This is a genomic window from Arthrobacter pullicola (assembly GCF_014836875.1).
GTDB lineage: Bacteria > Actinomycetota > Actinomycetes > Actinomycetales > Micrococcaceae > Arthrobacter_B > Arthrobacter_B pullicola.
Genome location: NZ_JACSQC010000010.1, coordinates 38,942 through 57,139 on the forward strand (window position 1 = coordinate 38,942; position 18,198 = coordinate 57,139).

Genomic DNA, 18,198 nt, shown 5'->3' on the forward strand with positions numbered 1-18,198 from the left:
CTTTCCGCCCGGAACGAAGGGGTAAAACGGGCCTGTCTGATTTTAGCTGAGCGGGGGAGGGTGTGAGGCGTGTGATGGGCGTGGGAGGGCACTGGGCTGAACCTTGAACGACTTACTTCTCACCACCGAGATCCTAGTTCGACCAGCTCCGCCGCCTTTGACTGCCGTTGGGCTTCTTCCATGGAACCGTTCAGGAGCACGAGTTTTCGTCGGCGGGTCTGGTGCCGGCGCAACCGTGCGAAGGGCTCGGATATGCCGCAAGCTCCAGCAGTAACAAGATCGGGGCTGCCTTGCTGGCGGATAAAGAGCGCGTCCGTCCGGCATCGAGAACGTAGGTGCTGTTTAGCAGGAACTACGACGATTATCGCGCCTCAACTCTCGACTATGTATATGGCAAAACCTTTAGGATCGAGAAGGTAGAGTCACGACCTCACGTAGCCGATCATCGACGAATTCTTGACCGATGCCCTGGGAGACCTGAGACAAAAACCACCCGTAGGCAATTTCTTCTCCCTCAGGTAGCTTTAGGCATGCCTCGAGGACAACCTCGAATAACCTTTCAGACGCCAGGATGGGGGCGAGTGGATTGACATAATTTCGTGTCCAGAATTTTACGAATGTATATCCGAGACTCCCATTGTCCAGTTTTATAAAACGAGCCGATGTTTCATCTAATGCTCTCGATAGAACATTAACTTCTGACTCGCTCAGCCCGTCTAGCCGGAGATGAGGAGAAACAATATTTGTAAACCTATTCGTGGCTTCCTTAGAGAAGTTCAGGCGAGGACTCCTCCTTGGGCTGACTTCGTTATGGGAGGAGCTGTAGGAGGGTGGTGCATCGTCTGCGGATCTGGAAGGCGTCAGGGTAACCCTCGTTCTTGCGTACGCAGATATGCCACCCTGATGATGGCGAGACCAAAACGTCAGAATTTTCGATGCATAGTGGTGGCGTGGTCCACCTGCGAGCAGGGCATTCTCGAACGTCCCGCGAATCTTTTGATAGACAACTTTATCCTTCAGGGACGCCTCATGCAAGATTGGAATAAGCTTATATGGGAAGCTTGGATTGTCTACGTACTCAGACACGCGCAGAATAAGTTTTCGGCGGAACCCAGGAGTTTCGGAAGCGAAGTTGTCTTCCAAAAGATCCGCCGCGAGATCACTTCCAGACTTAACCCAACTTTGCTGTATCGATGCTTCATCCAAATCCAATACAAGATCTATGAGCTTGGACCGAAGATGGGAATAGTTATCAAAAACTTGGCCGGCGGCAAATAGCCAAGTGTTTCGCCAATGCGCACTTTTAGCCAGGACCTCAAGGCGAGTTAGAACCTCTTGGGGGTCTCCGGATACAAGAAAACGTGAAGCCATGTACTCTTGGAAACTGCGAAGTTCAAACCCCCATTCACCAGCCGAGGGCTCCACTAAAAGTATAAATCTATCGGTAGCAAGCTTTATAAGCTCTTTTGAGGTTCTCTCGGCGTCAGGGAGGTCGTAGGTCATGGTTTCGTGTAAGTGGTTCTTTGCCAAGGTTTGCAGCTCTGATCTTTTCAAGTGCGCATCGGCTTGTCCTGACTTCTCAGCATCAGTATGAAGTAATATGCCAGCAGCGTCATGTAGGGCGTCAATGCTTGAGCGGTGTTGGTTGACTTGTTTTCCAACATTTCCTAATTTATTGCTTTCCCGCATGAAGATTGTGCTGTAGAAATCTGCGAAAAGAGCATGGCGTGTCCTCGGCAGCCTAATTCGATCCTCTAGTAGTGAGGCCATGATGCTGACCTGAAGGGGGGTGCCCATCAACTTCGCGGTCATTTCGTCACGAGAGGCTTCCTTCAGCCGCGTATGGATATCATGCGCGAAAGTGGAATCAGAAGGATGGCGTGAGGAAACAAGCTGGAGCGCGTACCCCAGCGCTTGGTCAGTATTCAGTTCGACTAGTTCAAATTCGCGGGGCTCAAGCGTGCGCAAATCATTTTCATAGCCTTGTCGCCGCGTCGTAGCCAGTATGGATATATCGGAATTCTGTTCACTAGCGTCTAGAATGAACTCACTTATTTTCGAGAATAGCGTCTCTCTTGTCACTGTGTCGGCCACCTCGTCGAGGCCGTCCAGTACAAGCATCCACGGGAACTTTTTCAACCAAGCGTAAACGTGGTTTTTTTGCACATTTGTTGCCGGGGATCGCCTATTTATTTCATCTGTTATGTACCCAAGAAGCGAGTAGTCCTCGTTGCCCATTATGCGTTCACTATATTCGCTTAATCTTATGTATACGGGCCAGCGACGTAGTTTAGGTAGGGATATGCCGATTTTGGCAAGATGGTCTATGGTTTGCCGGAGTACCGTTTTGTGCTCATAGGGCAAGGATTCGGCCTGCTCGGCCAGAATTGCAGCTCTGTAGGCCTGACATAGCAATAGACCTACGGTCGACTTGCCTTGTCCTGGACCGCCTACTAGTACGGTACTAAATCGAGAATTTGAAATATGCCGTGGCGAGTCGCCGAAATCGATCATGTTCCGAGCAAAGAATACTGGATCGCTGTCATCCGTCGCCCCGGTCCCTGCATCAAGTTCTCGCGACGGGAGGTCGATTCCTATGTCGTACAACAGTTCCTTGTTGGGTCCGTCTCCGGCCTTCGTGAGCCGGACTGTGCTCTGCGCAAGAAGCTCTTTAACAACAAAGCTCGTTAGAGTTTTTATAGGCTCAGCACGCTCGCTTGTATGAATCTCAAGCATAGCGCTTAGGAGATCCCCGGTGAGGACGAGACCTAAATAGGTTTGCCGTACGCCTGGATGATTGTCTAAAAGCCTTGATATGTGGGCAGCATGCCAAATCGCCCATCCGCGGAGGCCTAGCTTTTTCGCATGCGACTTCATTGCCGCTGTTACCCGATCAATTCCGCCTTTTTCCTGAACGGCCGAGAGTCTGACGTTGGTAATGAATAATAAATTGCGCGGTTTGGGCTTCCTGTCTTTATCTTCGCTCAACCAGGCATTGACTTCTTTTTGCATTGTTGTCAACAGCCAATTGACATCCTCTGCTCCGCCTTCGAGTCGGCTCTTATGTTTTGCTTGGACTACCGTGTATCCGGTCCAGTGGGACCCCTGAGCGTCATCCCAGTCTGTATCGGCGACCTCTATAATAGGGAGCGGCAGCTCTCCGTGATATGTCCACTCCCTACCACCATCTTTGCCTGCCCCGAACGTCTGTCCCCCAGGCCCGAAGTTGGCATTACACAATGCGACAGCCATGTCCTCGAACTCAGTGCTTCCCATTCGGACCAGATCATATTCCATGCACGCAGCATACCCTTACCAAGGCCGATTTGTGCTGCGGTTCTCAGCAGCCTCGTTTGGTGTTAGCAGCAATTCGACCTCATTTGAACGGTTCGTGGCCGCTGATTGCAGGTAGCGCCCTGGACCCGGAAATGATTGACGAAGTACTGCAGACCATGAAGTCCCTGGCCGCGTCGGGGCGGACCATGGTGGTGGTCACCCATGAGATAGAGTTCGCCCGCGAGGTCGCGGACCGCTGCGTGTTCATGGCCGATGGCCGCGTCATCGAAGACCGGCCCGCAGAGGCATTCTTCCGCAACCCGCAGACTGACCGGCTGCGCTCTTTCCTGGCCCGCTCAAAGCCAAGTAATGCCGGGATACTAAGAATGAGGGCGGCTGCTGCCAGCGACATTGCGCCAGCAGAATGATGAATACCCGGTTCGATTTGTGGTGTATCACTAATCCTTTTTTCGTGGTCGAATGCCGGCTGATTCGCCGCAAAGTCAGCGGTGGACATCGGTGGCAGTTTTCTCCCGTTGCAGCCCGTGCCATGCAAGAAGCGCGACGACGGCGAAGAAACCGCCGCGCATCCAGTCGAAGTGGTTGACCAGGTATCCGCCGGCAGCGACGAGCATAGCTGCGGTGGGCAGCCAAGGAATGTGCTTCCACCGCAGATTGGCGGCCAACCCAGCAATGAGGGCAACTAGCGCGCCGGTCACTGGAAACGAGCTTGTCTGATCATTGGGGAGACCGCCGACCGTGACGACGGCGGTGGCGAGCAGTACTACCGCGAGAATGGGAAGAGCTGCGCGCAGAGCGGGCTTCATTCTTGCCTCTTGGTCATGCGGGCTGTGTCCGGGCCGCCCTGGGTGCTTGAGGTGCGGAGCCCAAACGCCGCCTTCGGCGCACCAGCGGCCTTTGGTCACAGTGATGTTGACCAGAAAACCGGCGCTGTTGCAGCAATCACGAGGACCAGTAGGAGGACAAGGTTCTTGCCCGGAAGCGAGTATTCGGAGTCAGCCGCCCAATTCCCCACATCCTGAAACACAATGACCAAGACGCCGGCGAGGCAGGCCAGGCCGCCCGTCAGCACTGCGAGGGGTGCAGGGTTCATGCCTGCGGCGGCCACAACGAGGACCCCGGCTGCGAGGAGGACAACGCAGCCCACCAGAACCGTCCTGATGAACCTACTGATGGACCGGCGCGAAGAGTGGTCTGCGGTGCTCTGAAGCTTCATGAGACGGAGCCTAACCGACGCTTCCAAGACCCATCAGAGCGTCAACGCGTGTCCAGCAGATGTCCTGGGGCTCCCTAGAACAGCGGCCAGGGCACGGCAGGCATCCCGCCGCGCGGGCCAGGGAACACCGCCGTCGAACGCAGCCGGGCACAGCGTGTGGAAAGCGTTTCGATCTCCTCAGCGGTCAGCAGCTCCGCCAGCTGCTGGCCCAGCTCGCCGTCCAGCCCCGCGAGAACCCGGTCAATCCCGGCGAGTTCTTCCTCGCTAAGCTTCTCGCCGATCCAGCCCCACAGCACGGTCCGCAATTTGTGCTCGCTGTGAAACGTGAGCCCGTGGTCCACGCCGAACCGGTGCCCGCCGGACATGGGGAGGATGTGGTCGCCCTTGCGGTCGGCGTTGTTGACGACGACGTCGAACACCGCCATCCGCCGCAGTGCCGCCGAGTCCTCATGAATGAGGGCGACGATCCGCCCGGCCGGATCCTCACCCTCCAAGACGAGCTTGAACCCCGACTCCGGCACCTCCTCCACAGCCACCAGATCCACCGCGGCCTGCTCCGGGTCGGTCTCCTGCCAGAGCTGCACCATGCCCTCGCCGAGCGGACCGTCCCGCAGCCAGGTGCGCGGCACGATGTTCCAGCCCAACGCCTCGGACACCAGATAGGCAGCAACTTCGCGGTGCGCCAGGCAGCCATCGGGGAAGTCCCACAAGGGTTTCTCCCCGGCTAGGGGTTTGTAGACGACCGCGGCGTCACCGATGCTGCCCAGGAATGTGGCGTTGGACGCCGTCGTAATCCGCCCCGTGAGCGTGAGTTCGTCGGTGAGCAGGTCCGGTGCCGGCATTAGTTTTCGGGAAGGGTGCAGGTGTGTCCGTCGGCGTCGATCGGCTGACCGCAGATCACGCAGATCGGACGGCCGGCGCCCACGATTTCCCGGGTGCGTTTCGCGAAGGCCCGCGCGGTGCCCACCGGCATCCGGACCCGCAGGACTTCGGCAGCATCGGCGTCGTCATCATCGTCGAGGAGTCCGTCGTCGTCCTCATCAACTTCCTCGAGGGGGTAGGCCTCGATGACGACCTGCGCCGTCGTCGGATCCCAGCCCAGGCTCATCACGCCGGCGCGGAACTGTTCCTCCACAGTGTCCAGATCGTCGTTGTCGACCAGCTCCAGGGGAGTGTTCGCGGGCACGTGGAAGGGGTTGCCATCGATGGTCATCAGCTGGTCGAGGATCTCATCGATCTTCTCGGCGAGCTGGTCCGCCTGCAGCTTCTCCATGGCGATGCTGATGAGCTGCTTGCCTGCCCGCGCCTGCAGGTAGAACGTGCGCTGACCGGGGACGCCGACGGTGCCGACTACTACGCGGTCCGGCCAGTCGAAATCGTGAACGGTTGTAGGCATAGGACTACTTTAGGCTCCTTGGACGCGCGGTGCTGCGTGGCCTGCGCCACCACCGACCGGCGCATCCTGCGCTCCGTGGACGGCAGCCAGCCAGGAGAGGTCTCCGGCGTCGGTATTGGTGGCGTGCACGGTGGGCCGCCCCGGGCCGTAACGCACGATCGACACGGACGCCGGCCCGACATCGATCCGCTGGAACAGATCCAGGTGCATGCCGAGCGCGTCGGCCAGGACTGACTTGATGATGTCCCCGTGGCTCACCGCCGCCCAGACGGCGCCCGGACCGTGCTCGGCTTCGAACGCGGCGTCATGCCGCCGGATCGCCGCCACCGCCCGGGCCTGCATCGCAGCCATGGACTCACCACCGGGGAAAACGACGGCGGAGGGCTGGGTCTGCACGACCTTCCACAGATCCTCTTTCGCCAGGTCGGCGAGGGTTTGACCCTGCCACTGGCCGTAATCACATTCGGTGAGGTCGCCGTCGACCGGTGCGTGCGGAGTGCCCGGCTGGTGGTCGAGGATGAACTGCGCGGTCTGCCGGCAGCGCTCGAGCGGACTCGACACCACTCCGACCAGGGGCACGACGGCGAGCCGTTGCCCGGTTGCGTCCGCCTGGTTCCGGCCGACGTCGTCGAGGCTGACCCCGGGGGTCCGTCCGGCCAGCAGGCCCGAGGCATTCGCTGTGGTGCGGCCGTGCCGCACGAGGATTACTGTTGCCATGCCCCCAGCGTAGTTCCCTGCCGCCCTAAGGCGGCGGCAAGGCGGGGGCAGCTGACACCGTGGGGTGAGGGGCCGGCGTCGTCCCCACTGAGAGGATCTCCGATCTCGAATCCGACATCAACGATGGCGAAGACCGTCGGCGCGGTCGTGACGAGGAATCCCGCTAGAGGGGGCCGTGGGTGTGTGCCGTAGTGCGTAGCCCCGTTAGGTTCATTCATTGTGTGGTGTGACACGGCGCACTTAAACTGTTGTCGGGCGGCCCGGTCCAGCCTGTACACCGTAAGGGGCGATCCAAATGGCCGACTTTTTTACGGCTGAACCCGGCGAAACCGCGGCTCCCCTGCCGCCGGGGCCCATCCTGTGCACCGGGACCGCGGGAATGCGGCGCATTCACCGATTTTTCCTCTGGGCGTACGACGAGGCGCCCGGCCTGGTGCAGTCCACCGCGGCTGGAGATACCGTCCGCGCTGCGTACGTGGGGGAGGTGCTCGGAAACTTCGACGGTACCCTTCACATCCACCATGAGGGCGAAGACCTGCTGATGTATCCGCAGCTGGCCGACCGGGCGCCGGCGTGCGCGCTGCATGTAGCCCAGATGCTGGAGCAGCACCGGAAGGTGACGGACCGGCTTGAGGGGATCGACCCGGTCCGGCGGCGCTGGATGCAGACGGCAGGCAAAGCGGTCAGTGAGGAACTCGCTGAACGCTACGAGGACCTGTCCACTCTGCTGAAAGTGCATCTGCGGCGCGAAGTCACTGAGGTAATGCCTGCTGTGGACAGGGTCCTGAACGAAAAGGAAATGAACGCGGTCGGCCAGCACGGGATCGACCAGCTCGACAAGAAATTCCTCGTGAGCTATCTCGGCATGGTGTTGGCCACGAATCCTCCGGAGGACCGGAAAGAACTCTTCAAGGAAATCCCTGCGCCGGTTCGTCTCGCCTACCGCGTCGTCGGGCGGCGAATGTACCGGCGGCAATATTCGACACTTTTTCCCGGGCGCGACATTCCAGCGACGCTTTAGTCAGGTTGTCGGAAACCCCTCTGCGCCGTCGTCCGCCCGTGGACTCCCCGCGCCACCCATCAGTCCGCGCTCACACGGTCCTCGCGTTTGCGCCGGGCCCGGGCTGCGAGGAACAACAGGGATCCGACCGCTACGTAGGCGGCGGAACCGAGCCAGATGGGTCCGGTCTGCTGTGCCAGGAGCACGATGCTTGCAATGATCGCGAGGACCGGCACGAATCTGGGTGCCGAGAAGTGGTCGTGCTCCACTTTGTCCTTCTTGAGGACGAGGACGCTCACGTTGGCGGACAGGAACACCAGGAGCAGGAGCAGCACGGTGGTTTCGGCCAGCGAGGCGACATTCCCGGTCAGGGTGAGGATGATCGTCAAGGCGGCAATGACCACGATGGAAACCCAGGGCGTGCGGCGGCCCGGCAGGACGCGGCTGAAGGCCCGGGGAAGCAGTTCCGCTTCTGCCAGTCCGTAGCCGACACGGCTGGCCATCACCATGAACAGCAGCGCCCCGTTGGCGATGGCGATCAGGGCGATGAGACTGAACAGCCAGGGCGGGATGCCGACACCGCTGGCAGCAACGACGTCGAGCAGGGGTCCGGTGGAATCGGCCAGCTCAGCCGGCGGCAGGACGATGACCGCGCTGAGCGCGATGAGGAGATAAACCAGCCCTGCGGTGCCGATGGCGCCGAACAGGGCGCGGGGGTAGGCCTTAGACGGTTGACGCACTTCCTCGGCCATGTTCGCCGCCGCCTCGAAGCCAAGGAACGAGAAAAAGGCCACGATGGAGGCGGCAAAGGCACCTTCAAGGGGCGGTATGTCCGGCGCGAACTCGAGGAGCCGGGATGGCTCACCGTTGCCGGAGGTGAGCACGATGGCGCCGACGAAGATGACGATGGCGAGACCGGTTACTTCGATGATGGACGCGACGAGGTTAGCGGTGAGGGACTCCCGGACACCGCGCAGGTTGATGAGTGTCAGCGCGATGATGAACGCAACCGCTGCGGGGGCGGAGGGAACATCGATGAGCGCGTTCAGGTAATCACCCGCGAAAGCGTTCGCAAGGGCGGCGGCCGTGGTGATGCCCGAGGCCATCATCAGGAATCCAACGAGGAAGGACAGATAGGGGATGCCGAAGGCCCGGTCGACGTAGCGGGCTGCACCTCCGGCGTGCGGGTATTTGGTGATCAGCTCCGCGTAGGTCGCGGCGGTGAGCATCGCGACGACCAACGCGATCAGCAGGGGCAGCCAGATGGCGCCACCAACATCGGCGGCCATGGTGCCCACCAGGGTGTAGATGCCGGCGCCGAGGGTGTCGCCCACAATAAATGCGAACAGCAGCGGCGTGCCAATTGCCCGCTTCAACCCGGTTTGGGGTTTCGATGCCGTGCCGGGATCTTTTGTCATTGGCCTATTGGAATTCGTTTCCCATTCCAGCGCAAGAGAACTTTTGGACTGGAGCTGTCCGAAGCGGCTAAGCCGACGACGGCGCTCCGGTTCCGCCTCTGGCCGCGGCGGTGCCTTCTGGCTAGGGTGAGCGGATGGCAGCTCGACTCTCGCGTCTCCTGACAGCGACCACGGTAGTTCTCCTGGTGGCGCTTCTGGTGATCATGATTGTTGACCGGTTGACGGCGGCGAACCTCGGCCCGTGGAGCAACGCGGTCATCTGGGCGCTCGCCGTCCTGATTCTGATTCGCCTAATAACCAGCGCTGGATCCTGGCGTTCGAAAATTGCGGGTCCGGTTTCCGGTGCAGTTTCCGTGCAATCACGAATGTTCGGCTTCACCCCAGGAAGCTCACCAATTGAGCATTCCAGCGGCCCGGCGTACACCATCTCAGCGATAGAAAATGATGAGAATTCTCTGCGCAGCCGGGATACGGACTCCCGTTAGCCGGGCGTTGACGGCCAGCGTTGCCGCCGCCGTCGTCGTTATGGCTGCCCTGGCTGGCTGCGGCTCTATCTCGCGGGACGAGCCGCCATGCCTGCCTCCTGGGTTCTCGGCCAGTCCTGCCAGCGTCCGGACTGGTGAGCAGGTCACCGTGTCGGCTTCTGACTCGGAGTGCAATCCGCGTTATGGGCAGGACGCCAGTATCAAGATCACCGTCACGGACTCCGCTGGCAATCAGGTCATCGACACGACGGCTCCGATGAACGACGCCGGCGGCTTCACCTACACCTTCAACGTCCCCGCCAACACTGCAACGGGAGCCGGCTCCATCTCCGCTTATCCGCACGGCATCGACTGGTGCGATGACACCGGACGGAACAATCGGGCACGAGCCGAAACCCGTACCTTCACCCGCGTATCCTGCGTCATGCCGCAGGTGAGCCTCACGGTACTTCCCTAGGGCGGGTACGTGCTGGCCAGCTTCGGGCCGTCTGCCCGCTGCTAGGTAGCGGAAGCGGCAGCCACGCCGTCGCTGGGTCCATGCTCGACGAGGGGGCCTGACGTGCCGCTGATTCGGGTACCCTGCTCAGTCGTGGCGGCCATTACCAGCACACCAAACTCGAAGCCTGAATACCTCGTTCGCTTAAACAGGCCGGCCTTCGGTTCAGCCTGTGCGCCGGGCCCGATTGCCGATACGAAGACATCGCTGCCCTCGTCACCACTGGCAGTGAAGGTCACCCGGCGCTCGAATATCTCCGACTCGAACCGGGCGCGTAGCTCAACGACGAACTCACCACCGACTTCCAGATTTAGGTGCAGAACACCGAAGTCGCCCAAGGCAACTTCGCCAGCGGGCTTAAGAGTCCCATCAGCCTCGCGGACCAAGACCGTCGCGCGGCCCTCCCGAACCTTGCCGTCTTTCACCCAGGAGACATCATCACGCGGATAACATCCCAACGTCACCTCGGCTACCTTCACAACGTTTCCTTCTCCTGTTTTCAGCTGTAGGGCATAACGTTACGACGGTATTCCAGGTGCGATCCAGCCAGGATGGCTGGCTAGGGAACCTTGATGATCGTTAGTCTCGGCCCCATGAGCGTATTCCCTCAGGTGCTTCACACGGTTCTCGATACTACTGATGTTCGGGGACTGGCGGAGTTCTACCGTCACTTGCTCGGACTCCAGTATCGGCCAGGAGATGAGCCCGCGGGTGAGGGAATGCCTGACGACGTCGATTGGCTCGTTCTCACTGATGCACAGGGCGGCCGCAAGCTTGCTTTTCAGCGGGTTGATCATTTGAAGCGGACGACTTGGCCGCTGCCTGATGTGCCGATGCAGATGCACCTCGACTTAACAGTTCCTGACCGAGAGACACTCGAGCATCACCACTCCAGGGCGTTGGCGTTGGGGGCAGAGCTCCGCTTCGATCGTACGGACGACCCGAACGAGCCGTTGTACGTTTACGCCGATCCGGCCGGTCATCCGTTCTGCATCTTCGTTGGGGCAGGCATTCCATGAGGGTGGTCCCCGGATGGCGGTTCAGCTGCCGGAAATGACCGTTGCACTTTGGATGACAGAACCCGGCAGTACCGCCTGGGCGCGAAGGATTTCGATCCCGAGCAACCTGCCGCCGGCGTCGAAGTCGAGAGTCAGTTCACCGTTTCCACCGGGCGTGACAATGGAGTGGATTTGCTCAGCCGATTGTCCGGGGAGGATCTGATCCGCCAGCTGGATGTACGCGGCGTCCACGTCCGGGTCGTACGTAATCTTCATGGCTGCCTAGCTAGTTTCTGGTCTCTGGGGTACCGTCGGCTGGACGCGTGAGGTCGGTAAGTTCCCCGGTATGGCGGGCGATACGTTCAAAGAGCGGCACCAGCAGTTCCGTGACTTCCTGCCCTAGGTTTGTCAGCGAGTATTCCACGTGCGGAGGCATGGTGGGCCGCTGCTCCCGCAGGATGAAGCCGTCTGCAATCAGTGCCTGCAGGCACTGGGACAGCATCTTCTCGCTGACCCCGTCCAAGGCCCGCCGAAGCTCGTTCCACCTCAGCGTTCCCTCCGATAAGGCGAGCAGGATCAGCGTGCCCCACTTGTTCGTCACATGACCGAGAACAGCGCGGGTGGCGCAGTCGGCCGGGATCGACAGTGTGGAACGGTTCGGCTTTTCCGAGGCTTGAAGCATACCCCCATCGTACTTACTAAATAGTGGGTACCTGACTTTTGGAATATTGGGGTTTTCCGCGCCCTTTTACCTAATGTGCCCACAGCAGTGAGCGTTTCACGTCCCTTGGAGAATAAACATGTCAGCCATTACCTCACCCGTCCTCGTCGTCTTCGGAGCCGGACCCGGACTTGGTGCCTCGGTAGCGCGCCGCTTCGGCCGGGAAGGTTTCCGGGTGGCCCTGGTAGGGCGGCGGCAGGAACCGCTTCAGGACTTCGCCGAAACGTTGAAGGCCGAAGGTATCGAAGCGGCACCCTTTACGGCCGACCTCTCCGATCCTGCGCGGATCCCCTCGCTGATTGCCGACATCCGTGAGCGGTTCGGCCGCATCGACGTCATTGAATACGGTCCGGCCAGCGCCGCCGACCAGGGGTTTGTCCCCGCCGCGGAGCTGGATACTGCAGACCTGGAAAAATACCTGCGCCTCTTCCTGCTCACCCCTGTGGAAATCGTCCGTTCGGTCCTCCCCGAGCTCATCGAACGCGGCAATGGTGCCATCCTGGTAACCCATGGCTCGTCCTCGGCGACAGGAATTCCCTTCCTCAGTGGTGTCGGCCCGGCCATGGCGGCCATGCGTAACTACCTCTATTCCCTGAACGGAGAGCTTGAAGGAACCGGGGTCTACGCAGGAACCCTCACCATCGGAGCGCTCATTACCAGCGGTGAGCCCTTCGCAGACCAGGGCTTCCCCGGGGATGCCGAGGCTGCAGCCACCTTCCCGACAGTCCACCCCGATACCCTCGCCGGCCTGTACTGGGACATGTATGTCCAGCGTGGTGCAGCAGAGCAGGCCTACCCGCAGCTGGCTGTCACAGCATGAACAGCAGGTAAGTGATCGGCCGGGTGGGGGCGGAAGCCGCCTCCCGCCCGGCGTCGCCGCCTCTGAAGGATGCAAAGCAGGCGCTCTGTATGAGGCAAGGGCCATCGTGTGCCCTCCTGCCCGCTGAGCTGCCCCGGCGTAGGGAAGGGTGAGCGGTTCGAGGGACGGTCGACGCAATGCTGCATGGAGTAGTAGGAATCCAGTTCAGCGGTTGTCGATGTCCTTGGACTCAGGAGCTGACATCGACGGGTTGATCATCCTGGTCAAAGCCCTGAGGCTGTTGGTATCGCACGGCGAGAGCATCCTGCCTGAGGATGCGGAACATCTCCGTCATATCCGCAGCCATACCCGCATGCTGTGCAATGAGGTCAGCGCCGTCCCCCAGCGCTGCCCGAACCGGTTCCAGCGCCGGCGCGGCCGGGTCAGCGGCGGCAGCGCACAGGAGTTTCAGCCGCTCCGGACCGGACGTGTAGCCGAGTTCGTAGAGCGTCCAGTGAAACAGGTGCATGAGGGCGCAATCGCGGTCGAAGCCATTGTGTGCAGGCATGGATTCTTCCTCCTCTGCCGTCAGGTCGAAGCCGCGGTGAAGGGCCAGACCGAAGTCCGTGAAGAGTAACCTCCCGTCCCGGACGAGGATGTTGCCCGGGTGCACGTCAAAGTGCTGGAACCCCTGCGCGTTCATCCAAGCTGTGGCGTCCAGGAGCTGGCTGACAATGTTAGGGAAAATCATCGCTCCAGTGCCCTCGGCCAGACTCCTGCGTACCCAGGTGCCCAGAGTTTCGGGCACGTACTCGAGGAAGAACACCATGCTTTGGGAGGCGTCCTTCATGGCGCTGAGTTTGTGCTGGACCTGGGGCCAGTGTTCTCCCCACCGTCGGGCAGAGGCACCGCCGTGGAACTCGCTCAGGTCTGCCTCGCACTTCGAATCTATGACCCGCCAGCCGAGCAGGAGCGGAAAGAAATCCACCGCTCCTGCTCGAACCCATGCGGAGGTCAGCTGGTGTGCTGCCAGCTCCCGTCCGACCGCATGGGTGGGGCTGCCTATCCCGTAGTGCGAAACGAAGGGAAGCTCGAACCGGCTCGTGGTGGAGGCCGGGTCCGGTTCTTCGACCCTGGTCAGCGGGAGTTGTTTGATGAAGACGGGAGTTGCGCCAACGCGCGCTGTCTTTGTGGTGCCCCCAATGCCGATGCCTGCTTGATCAGCGCCATCAACAAGCGTCCTCACGCCGGCGTCGTCCAGCCCGCCGAGAACAAGCGAGAGGGCGCTGGCCTCACGTATCCGTACCGTCATCACTACACCCTAGATGCCGGAACAAAACACTCCGCATGGTGGTGTCGTCCCCTCGCCCCCATCAGTGTTCCTCGGACGTCGCGGCGGTGAGCCGTTCACCCCAGCCGCGCATGTACGTTACCGCTTCGGGCGGTCCGTGGACGGTGAAGCTGACGCCAATGGCAACCAGGCAGAACGCCGCCCATTCGAGCGAATCGGCAGCGATCCGGACTTCGCACCGGCCGTCGTCGACCGGATCAACGACGCCGTAGTTCGCGACTTCCTGCCGCACCCGGTCAGCGGGCGCCTGGACGCTCGCGTGGACCAGGTACTTCGCTGGCATGGACCCAATCTGACGGTGCACGTACTCCACCGGATCGGCCGCGGGCAGCACACGGGGGACAAAGGTGCTGCCGCTCCGGACGGGATTCTGGATGCGGTCGAGGCGAAAGGTGCGCCAGTCCGCACGGTCCTGATCCCAGGCAATCAGGTAGAGCCGCTGATCGACCGCGACGGTACGGTGCGGGTGGGCGGTCCGTTCTCCCGCCCGGCCATTGCGGGGTTGGTACCGGAAGGTCAGTACCTCGTGATCGCGGCAGGCCAGGGCGACGGTTGTCAGGCAGGCGACGTCAGCGATGCCGTTTCGTGGGCCATTCGCGCGGGGGCCGGCAACGCTGCGCAGGCTGTCGATACGACGGCGGATGCGCGCGGGGAGCACCTGGACCACCTTCGCCATCGCGCTCACCGCGGCGTCGCCCGACGGGGTGTAGGCTCCCGAAGCCACCTCTCGAAGTCCCAGCACCACAGCGGCAGCTTCCTCCTCGCTGAGCACCAAAGGGGGCAGCGACGCCCCGGAGCTGAGCTGGTAACCGCCGCCCGTGCCCCGCGTGCTCGTGATGGGGTAGCCGAGGTCCTGAAGACCGTCGACGTCGCGCCGCAGGGTGCGTTGGCTTACGCCGAGCCGGCGCGCCAGTTCGTCACCTGGCCAGTGACGCCGGTTCTGCAGCAGGCCAAGCAACTCAAGGGCACGGAGGCTGGTTGACATGCTGCAAGGCTAATTCACCTTGCGGACATATGTTGGCCACAAGCCCTGCCACGATGGGAAGCACCACTCAGCCGCGGGAAGGGAACAGGTAACCATGATGATCGAGACCAACAATCTTTCACGCAGCTTCCGAGCACCGGACGGCGAGGAGGTCATTGCTGTGCGGAGCATCGATCTCTGCATCGCCCCAGGCGAGACCGTGGCTGTGCTCGGGCCCAACGGAGCCGGCAAGAGCACCCTGATGCGGATGCTTTCCACCCTCCTGCCACCCACGTCAGGGTCTGCGAAGGTGGCAGGGTTCGACGTCGTGACGCAGAGTTCCATGGTCCGGGAACGCATCGGTTACGTCGGCCAAGGCAACGGTGCCGGACACACACAGCGCGCCATCGACGAGGTCGTCACGCAGGGGCGGATCTACGGGCTCGGTCGAGCCGCGGCCCGGCAGCGGGCGGGGGAGCTGCTTGCGGTTCTTGGGCTGGAGCAGCTCGCCAAACGCAAAACACAGGCGATGAGCGGCGGGCAGCGGCGGCGGCTCGATCTCGCGATCGGCCTGGTCAACAGGCCCCCGTTGCTTTTCCTGGACGAACCGACCACAGGTCTGGACCCGCAGAACCGCAGCAGTCTGTGGGATCACATCCTCAAGGTGCGGCAGGAAGCGCACATGACGGTCCTGTTCAGTACCCACTATCTGGAGGAAGCCGATCAGGCTGCAGACCGCATCATCGTGGTCGATCACGGCCGCGTCATAGCCGACGGCCCGCCCGGCGTGCTCAAAGCAAACCACGTTGGCGAGAGAGTCACGCTGGATGTTCCGAGCACCGCGGCCGCTGAACGCCTGCGGCTGCTGCTGGCGCAGATGCGCGGAGTCCGCAGCGTCGGCGCCAGCGGTTGCACCGTGACCGCACAGGTCGACGACGGCCGCAGCGCCATTGCGGCGGCAATCCGCCTGGCCCAGCGGCACAGCATCGACGTGGTTGCAGCAGATGCCCGGTTCCCCACCCTCAACGATGTATTTCTCGAGCTCACCGGTCGAAGCCTGCGCGACGCCGGAGAGGGGTCCCCGGAAGCCGTCCAGACGAGCGGCCAGCCGCTGGAGTACACGCAATGACGACAGCCTCCGCATCAATCATCCGCCGCCGCAGCACCCTCGGCGACAGCATCATTGTCATGGGACGCGAGCTGCGGCCGGTGATCAGCGACCCGTTCTCCCTTGCCGCCGGGATGGTTCAGCCGCTGTTCTTCCTGGTGCTGTTCGGCCCGCTCATTGCAGCAGGCGCACCCCCAGCCGATGGCTCAACCTGGAACTGGTTTGTCCCGGGCATCCTCGTGATGACCGCCTTGTTCGGGACTGCAGGCACCGGTTCGAACCTGCAGTTCGACCTTCAGAACGGCTCCCACGAGCGGCTGCTCGTCACGCCGCTGTCACGGTCCTCGCTCTTCATCGGGCGCGCGCTCAAGGAGTTTGTGCCCCTGGTGGCTCAGGCCGCCGTCGTGATCCTGGTGATGATCCCGTTCGGCTTCCGGCCTGATCCAGCCGGGAGCCTGCTGGGGCTGGTCCTGCTCGGCATCCTGGGGATTGGCATCGGATCGCTTAGTTATGCCCTGGCGATCGCCGTCCGGCATCAGGACTGGGTGTTCTGGACCGTGCACCAAACGGTGTTGTTCCCACTCATGATCCTCTCCGGAATGCTCCTGCCTTTGGAAAACGGTCCGGGCTGGATGCGAGTCCTCTCCGGGTTCAATCCCCTAACGCACGTCGTCAACGCTGAACGGGACCTCTTCGCCGGCCAGTTCAGCACCGACGTCGGGCTCGGATTTCTCGCTTCAATAATCGCCGCCGCCCTGGGGCTGTTCCTGGGGCTCCGCGCCCTTCGAACCAGCACCAGCTAACCGCCACCGAAAGGACTAACCTCATGCGTATTCTCGTCACCGGAGCCACGGGCCACGTTGGACGGCACCTCGTCGCTCAGCTTCACGAGGCGGGCCATGCCGTCCGCGCGCTCACCCGGAACCCCGCCAAAGCCGGCCTGCCAAACGGAGTCGAGGTGGTAGCCGGAGACCTCACCGACCCCACCAGCCTTGAAGCGGCCTTCGAGGGCATGGACGCCGTCCATCTGATCACCTTCGGCGGCGACGAACTGGAGGACCTCGCCAACGGGACGGATATCGTCGAACTCACTGCGCGCTCCGGTATTCGCCGGGCCACGGTCCTCGGTGGCTGGGCAGCCACCAGCATCGAGGAAGCCCTGGCCGTCAGTTCCATCAGCTGGACCATCGTGCAGCCGGCAGAGTTCATGGGCAACGCGCTGGAATTCGTTCCGGAGGTGCGTGCCACCCGCACGGTTTCCATGCTTGCCAACTATCCCAGCGCCGTCGTGCACGAAGCCGACATTGCCAGCGTCGCTGCCACAGCGCTCACCACGGAGGGGCACGCAGGGAAGGCTTATCCGCTGACCGGCCCGGAGGCTCTCACCCCTGCCGAGCGGACGTTGCTGCTCGCCGACGCAGCCGGGGAACCGATCGAGTTCGTGCAGCTAAGCGTGGAGGCTGAGCGTGAGCGGCTTCGTGGTTACGGCTACGACGAGGACTACGTCGAGTTCGGCATTCAGCTGGCCACCAATCCTCCCCAGGCTGCCAACACCGTCCTGTCCACCATCGAGGAGGTTACCGGACGCCCTCCGCGGACCTTTGCCCAGTGGGCAAAGGAGCACGCGCATCAGTTCCGAGGCCTGGCCTGATAGTCAGCGCATATACCCGCCTGCGGACCCGGCACGGCGGTACGCTCCTGGCATGACCACCCCATCAGAAGGCCGCCGGATCACCGTCCGGATGTTTCCGGACTACGCCGGGACCGTGCTGTGGCTCGGTGAACCGGTGGGCTATGAGCGCACGGGACTGACACCGGAACTCATCCGCGCTCTCCAGTCCTGGGAAGAGTCCTACTACGAATCCCTGGCCCCCGGCCTCGACTGGATGTCTGTGGACGCTGCCCACCGGTTTACGGCCGAGGGCAACCGGCTGGCGGGGCTCGTGGCGGACGAGCTCGGCGAAAGGTACGACGTCGCGTTCACCTCCTACGAAGACGGCGCGCCGGCCGGGATCTTCCACTCGCCCGGCCCAGCTGGCAACGCGAAGGCAGCCGCAGCGTTCGACGCCTTGTCCGCCGCACTTCACGCGAAACTGAATGATGAGGATCGCGGCCAGGACCCGGCGCGGCAAGGGGAGGCTACGGGGTGGTATGCGTGGTCTCCGCTGTCAGACACCTCGTTCGGTCCCCGGCCGCAGGAGGACGGCCAGTAGCCGGAAGCCGGAGTTCGCC

General features: G+C 61.9%; 21 protein-coding genes and 1 pseudogene. 10 read left to right on the top strand and 12 right to left on the bottom strand.

Features of this window, described 5'->3' with window-relative positions:
- Positions 1–402 precede the first annotated feature (402 nt).
- On the bottom strand, positions 403–3,297 hold the full coding sequence (locus tag H9638_RS16245; RefSeq protein WP_191749190.1) for an NACHT domain-containing protein: 2,895 nt from the start codon (positions 3,295–3,297) through the stop codon (positions 403–405).
- Positions 3,298–3,410: 113 nt separating this feature from the next.
- On the opposite strand from H9638_RS16245, the pseudogene H9638_RS16250 reads away from it, so the two are divergent.
- Positions 3,411–3,704: pseudogene (locus tag H9638_RS16250) on the top strand (hypothetical protein); the annotation flags it as partial.
- A gap of 75 nt (positions 3,705–3,779) precedes the next feature.
- Here the strand turns inward: H9638_RS16250 and H9638_RS16255 are convergent.
- The 5 genes from H9638_RS16255 to H9638_RS16275 all read right to left on the bottom strand — a co-directional run bounded on the left by H9638_RS16255 (position 3,780) and on the right by H9638_RS16275 (position 6,626).
- Complete coding sequence (locus H9638_RS16255; protein ID WP_191749194.1) at positions 3,780–4,103, bottom strand: hypothetical protein; 324 nt, start codon at positions 4,101–4,103, stop codon at positions 3,780–3,782.
- A 95-nt stretch (positions 4,104–4,198) separates the two neighbouring features.
- Positions 4,199–4,513 carry a hypothetical protein gene (locus H9638_RS16260; RefSeq protein ID WP_191749196.1) on the bottom strand — a complete coding sequence of 105 codons (315 nt, stop codon included), beginning with the start codon at positions 4,511–4,513 and terminating at the stop codon, positions 4,199–4,201.
- A gap of 74 nt (positions 4,514–4,587) precedes the next feature.
- Positions 4,588–5,355 carry an SCO1664 family protein gene (locus tag H9638_RS16265; RefSeq protein WP_191749198.1) on the bottom strand — a complete coding sequence of 256 codons (768 nt, stop codon included), beginning with the start codon at positions 5,353–5,355 and terminating at the stop codon, positions 4,588–4,590.
- Entirely contained in the window at positions 5,355–5,909 is a 555-nt protein-coding gene (locus tag H9638_RS16270; RefSeq protein ID WP_191749200.1) for a DUF3090 family protein, read from the bottom strand. The genes H9638_RS16265 and H9638_RS16270 overlap by 1 nt, the downstream gene beginning before the upstream one ends.
- A 9-nt stretch (positions 5,910–5,918) precedes the next feature.
- On the bottom strand, positions 5,919–6,626 hold the full coding sequence (locus tag H9638_RS16275; RefSeq protein ID WP_191749202.1) for a histidine phosphatase family protein: 708 nt from the start codon (positions 6,624–6,626) through the stop codon (positions 5,919–5,921).
- Positions 6,627–6,921: 295 nt separating this feature from the next.
- Between H9638_RS16275 and H9638_RS16280 the strand changes: the two genes are divergently transcribed.
- A complete protein-coding gene (locus tag H9638_RS16280; RefSeq protein WP_191749204.1) occupies positions 6,922–7,647 on the top strand; it encodes a hemerythrin domain-containing protein in 726 nt (241 codons plus the stop codon).
- A gap of 59 nt (positions 7,648–7,706) precedes the next feature.
- On the opposite strand, the gene H9638_RS16285 is transcribed toward H9638_RS16280, so the two are convergent.
- Entirely contained in the window at positions 7,707–9,044 is a 1,338-nt protein-coding gene (locus H9638_RS16285; protein WP_191749206.1) for an APC family permease, read from the bottom strand.
- A gap of 134 nt (positions 9,045–9,178) precedes the next feature.
- Between H9638_RS16285 and H9638_RS16290 the strand changes: the two genes are divergently transcribed.
- Both H9638_RS16290 and H9638_RS16295 read left to right on the top strand, forming a co-directional pair.
- The gene (locus tag H9638_RS16290) at positions 9,179–9,529 is read left to right on the top strand and encodes a hypothetical protein (protein ID WP_191749208.1); all 351 of its coding nucleotides are present in this window, start codon (positions 9,179–9,181) and stop codon (positions 9,527–9,529) included.
- Positions 9,530–9,677: 148 nt separating this feature from the next.
- On the top strand, positions 9,678–9,986 hold the full coding sequence (locus H9638_RS16295) for a hypothetical protein (RefSeq protein ID WP_318241915.1): 309 nt from the start codon (positions 9,678–9,680) through the stop codon (positions 9,984–9,986).
- Positions 9,987–10,027: 41 nt separating this feature from the next.
- Here the strand turns inward: H9638_RS16295 and H9638_RS16300 are convergent, their stop codons facing one another.
- The gene (locus tag H9638_RS16300) at positions 10,028–10,504 is read right to left on the bottom strand and encodes a hypothetical protein (protein ID WP_191749209.1); all 477 of its coding nucleotides are present in this window, start codon (positions 10,502–10,504) and stop codon (positions 10,028–10,030) included.
- 114 nt (positions 10,505–10,618) lie between these two features.
- Here H9638_RS16300 and H9638_RS16305 point away from each other — a divergent pair, with 114 nt between their 5' ends.
- Positions 10,619–11,044 carry a VOC family protein gene (locus tag H9638_RS16305; RefSeq protein WP_191749211.1) on the top strand — a complete coding sequence of 142 codons (426 nt, stop codon included), beginning with the start codon at positions 10,619–10,621 and terminating at the stop codon, positions 11,042–11,044.
- Between the two features lie 21 nt (positions 11,045–11,065).
- Here the strand turns inward: H9638_RS16305 and H9638_RS16310 are convergent, their stop codons facing one another.
- A complete protein-coding gene (locus H9638_RS16310) occupies positions 11,066–11,299 on the bottom strand; it encodes a DUF2283 domain-containing protein (protein WP_191749213.1) in 234 nt (77 codons plus the stop codon).
- Positions 11,300–11,309: 10 nt separating this feature from the next.
- Positions 11,310–11,705: a winged helix-turn-helix transcriptional regulator gene (locus tag H9638_RS16315; RefSeq protein ID WP_191749215.1), complete on the bottom strand. Its 396-nt coding sequence runs from the start codon at positions 11,703–11,705 to the stop codon at positions 11,310–11,312.
- Between the two features lie 118 nt (positions 11,706–11,823).
- On the opposite strand from H9638_RS16315, the gene H9638_RS16320 reads away from it, so the two are divergent.
- On the top strand, positions 11,824–12,564 hold the full coding sequence (locus tag H9638_RS16320; RefSeq protein WP_191749217.1) for an SDR family NAD(P)-dependent oxidoreductase: 741 nt from the start codon (positions 11,824–11,826) through the stop codon (positions 12,562–12,564).
- Between the two features lie 229 nt (positions 12,565–12,793).
- Here the strand turns inward: H9638_RS16320 and H9638_RS16325 are convergent, their stop codons facing one another.
- Both H9638_RS16325 and H9638_RS16330 read right to left on the bottom strand, forming a co-directional pair.
- Complete coding sequence (locus H9638_RS16325; RefSeq protein WP_191749219.1) at positions 12,794–13,855, bottom strand: aminoglycoside phosphotransferase family protein; 1,062 nt, start codon at positions 13,853–13,855, stop codon at positions 12,794–12,796.
- Positions 13,856–13,916: 61 nt separating this feature from the next.
- A complete protein-coding gene (locus tag H9638_RS16330) occupies positions 13,917–14,879 on the bottom strand; it encodes a helix-turn-helix transcriptional regulator (protein ID WP_191749221.1) in 963 nt (320 codons plus the stop codon).
- A 94-nt stretch (positions 14,880–14,973) separates the two neighbouring features.
- On the opposite strand from H9638_RS16330, the gene H9638_RS16335 reads away from it, so the two are divergent.
- From H9638_RS16335 to H9638_RS16350, 4 genes are read left to right on the top strand one after another with little or no spacing between them, the layout of a single operon-like run.
- Positions 14,974–15,987: an ABC transporter ATP-binding protein gene (locus H9638_RS16335; protein ID WP_318241916.1), complete on the top strand. Its 1,014-nt coding sequence runs from the start codon at positions 14,974–14,976 to the stop codon at positions 15,985–15,987.
- On the top strand, positions 15,984–16,769 hold the full coding sequence (locus tag H9638_RS16340; RefSeq protein WP_191749223.1) for an ABC transporter permease: 786 nt from the start codon (positions 15,984–15,986) through the stop codon (positions 16,767–16,769). Before H9638_RS16335 ends, H9638_RS16340 begins: the two co-directional genes overlap by 4 nt.
- A 23-nt stretch (positions 16,770–16,792) precedes the next feature.
- A complete protein-coding gene (locus H9638_RS16345; protein WP_191749226.1) occupies positions 16,793–17,617 on the top strand; it encodes an NAD(P)H-binding protein in 825 nt (274 codons plus the stop codon).
- Positions 17,618–17,669: 52 nt separating this feature from the next.
- Positions 17,670–18,179, top strand: a complete 510-nt coding sequence (locus H9638_RS16350; protein WP_191749228.1) for a hypothetical protein — start codon at positions 17,670–17,672, stop codon at positions 18,177–18,179.
- The last annotated feature ends 19 nt before the right edge of the window (positions 18,180–18,198 follow it).

Excerpts from the sequence above, each read along its gene's own strand:
- H9638_RS16245 (WP_191749190.1), bottom strand. The coding sequence starts at position 3,297 with ATGGAATATGATCTGGTCCGAATGGGAAGCACTGAGTTCGAGGACATG.
- H9638_RS16255 (WP_191749194.1), bottom strand. The coding sequence starts at position 4,103 with ATGAAGCCCGCTCTGCGCGCAGCTCTTCCCATTCTCGCGGTAGTACTG.
- H9638_RS16260 (WP_191749196.1), bottom strand. The coding sequence starts at position 4,513 with ATGAAGCTTCAGAGCACCGCAGACCACTCTTCGCGCCGGTCCATCAGT.
- H9638_RS16265 (WP_191749198.1), bottom strand. The coding sequence starts at position 5,355 with ATGCCGGCACCGGACCTGCTCACCGACGAACTCACGCTCACGGGGCGG.
- H9638_RS16270 (WP_191749200.1), bottom strand. The coding sequence starts at position 5,909 with ATGCCTACAACCGTTCACGATTTCGACTGGCCGGACCGCGTAGTAGTC.
- H9638_RS16275 (WP_191749202.1), bottom strand. The coding sequence starts at position 6,626 with ATGGCAACAGTAATCCTCGTGCGGCACGGCCGCACCACAGCGAATGCC.
- H9638_RS16280 (WP_191749204.1), top strand. The coding sequence starts at position 6,922 with ATGGCCGACTTTTTTACGGCTGAACCCGGCGAAACCGCGGCTCCCCTG.
- H9638_RS16285 (WP_191749206.1), bottom strand. The coding sequence starts at position 9,044 with ATGACAAAAGATCCCGGCACGGCATCGAAACCCCAAACCGGGTTGAAG.
- H9638_RS16290 (WP_191749208.1), top strand. The coding sequence starts at position 9,179 with ATGGCAGCTCGACTCTCGCGTCTCCTGACAGCGACCACGGTAGTTCTC.
- H9638_RS16305 (WP_191749211.1), top strand. The coding sequence starts at position 10,619 with ATGAGCGTATTCCCTCAGGTGCTTCACACGGTTCTCGATACTACTGAT.
- H9638_RS16310 (WP_191749213.1), bottom strand. The coding sequence starts at position 11,299 with ATGAAGATTACGTACGACCCGGACGTGGACGCCGCGTACATCCAGCTG.
- H9638_RS16315 (WP_191749215.1), bottom strand. The coding sequence starts at position 11,705 with ATGCTTCAAGCCTCGGAAAAGCCGAACCGTTCCACACTGTCGATCCCG.
- H9638_RS16320 (WP_191749217.1), top strand. The coding sequence starts at position 11,824 with ATGTCAGCCATTACCTCACCCGTCCTCGTCGTCTTCGGAGCCGGACCC.
- H9638_RS16325 (WP_191749219.1), bottom strand. The coding sequence starts at position 13,855 with ATGACGGTACGGATACGTGAGGCCAGCGCCCTCTCGCTTGTTCTCGGC.
- H9638_RS16330 (WP_191749221.1), bottom strand. The coding sequence starts at position 14,879 with ATGTCAACCAGCCTCCGTGCCCTTGAGTTGCTTGGCCTGCTGCAGAAC.
- H9638_RS16335 (WP_318241916.1), top strand. The coding sequence starts at position 14,974 with ATGATGATCGAGACCAACAATCTTTCACGCAGCTTCCGAGCACCGGAC.
- H9638_RS16340 (WP_191749223.1), top strand. The coding sequence starts at position 15,984 with ATGACGACAGCCTCCGCATCAATCATCCGCCGCCGCAGCACCCTCGGC.
- H9638_RS16345 (WP_191749226.1), top strand. The coding sequence starts at position 16,793 with ATGCGTATTCTCGTCACCGGAGCCACGGGCCACGTTGGACGGCACCTC.
- H9638_RS16350 (WP_191749228.1), top strand. The coding sequence starts at position 17,670 with ATGACCACCCCATCAGAAGGCCGCCGGATCACCGTCCGGATGTTTCCG.